Annotated in this window: 1 protein-coding gene and 1 pseudogene; both read right to left on the bottom strand. The window is 74.4% G+C overall.

Translation table 11 applies throughout. From position 1 onward, the window contains the following. Nucleotides 1–1,057 (bottom strand): type VII secretion protein EccB (eccB, locus tag O3Q52_RS53180; protein ID WP_269655561.1); only part of this gene is annotated, 1,057 nt, incomplete at its 3' end. Nucleotides 1,058–1,103: 46 nt separating this feature from the next. Next, a pseudogene (locus O3Q52_RS53185) lies at nt 1,104–1,292 on the bottom strand (type VII secretion integral membrane protein EccD); the annotation flags it as partial.

The following is a 1,292-nucleotide window of genomic DNA, read 5'->3' on the forward strand; positions in this document are numbered from 1 at the left end:
CGTCGGGCAGTTCCGCGGATCCCGCGGCGCCCGAGTCCTTCGCCCGGTGCTCGCGCAGCGCGTCCGCGCCGACCGTGCGCACCTCGGGCGACTGCCCCTTGTAGGCGTCCTTCTGGGTGGCCGGGTCGCCCAGCACCAGGGCGGCGCCGAGCCGGGTCAGCGGCACCAGGCCGTCCTTGCGAAGCAGGTGGTAGGTGCTGCCGCCGCCGGGGACGCTGACCTTGAACAGTTGGCCGACACGACTCGCCTCACCGCCGAGTACGGGGCCCTCCTCGCCCCGCCCCGGCACCGCGGGCGGCTTGAGGGTGAGGCCGGGAGCCAGCGCATCGAGGAAGGCCGCCGAGACCGGCATGGCCGTCTGGGAGCCGTAGCCGAGGGCGTTGCGGGCGTCGGACTCACGGTCCAGCGGCAGCCTGCTGCCCCGCCACACCAGGTACTCGGTGCGGTCCGGGCCCCGTACCAGCACGCCCCGGTCGCGGCCGATGCCTCGGGCGTCCACGGGCATCCCGGCCACGACGGTGGTGGCGCCGGGCTTGTCGACCCCGGTGGTGGCCACGACACCGGAGGTGTTGGCCAGTGCACCGTCCGGTCCGGTGACGCACATGTGCCAGGCGCCGTCGTCGAGCCGGTCGGACGCCGGTACGACGTCCGGGGCGCCGGGTATGCCCACCGCGGCGCCCACCGGGACGCCCTGCAGGGAGGGGGTGCGGACGTCCGCGGTCGCCAGGTCGGAGCCGCCGATCAGCCGCGCCGAGGCGTAGTTGAGCACCGGGTGCAGTACGCCGTCGGTGCCGGTCCACAGATAGCGGGCGCCGGTGTCCCGGTTGACCACCAGGTGCTCACCGTCGCGCCAGCCGTCGTTCCCGCCAGGACGCAGCAGACCGTACACGGTGGCGCCCGCGCCGATCAGGACGGTCACCAGGACGCCGAAGACCACACCGCGGGTGGTGCGCCCGAGCGGGCTCTCCGGGGCGTCCGGGTCGGCCGTCAGCAGGCCCGAACTGAGCCTGCCCATCATGAAACTGTGGGCGTGTACCTGGTCTCGTTTGGACTGCACGGCCTCTCCTCAACTCCTTCTCCATGCCGGGGCGTACGGGGCGTGCTCAGCCGAACAGGCCGCGCAGCCAGCCGAAGAGCCCCGCCGCCCAGAGGGCGAACGGCAGCAGTGCCACCGCGAAGCCGGTGTGTGCCAGTTCCGCCGCGCGGCCCCAGTACGGCAGCACCCGGCGGCCGGGGACCGTCCAGGCGGCGATCACGAGTGCGGCCGCGGCGGCCAGCAGCACCGCGAAGGC

Origin of the sequence: Streptomyces sp. ActVer (genome assembly GCF_027270795.1) — a bacterium.
Classification (GTDB): Bacteria; Actinomycetota; Actinomycetes; order Streptomycetales; family Streptomycetaceae; genus Streptomyces; species Streptomyces umbrinus_A.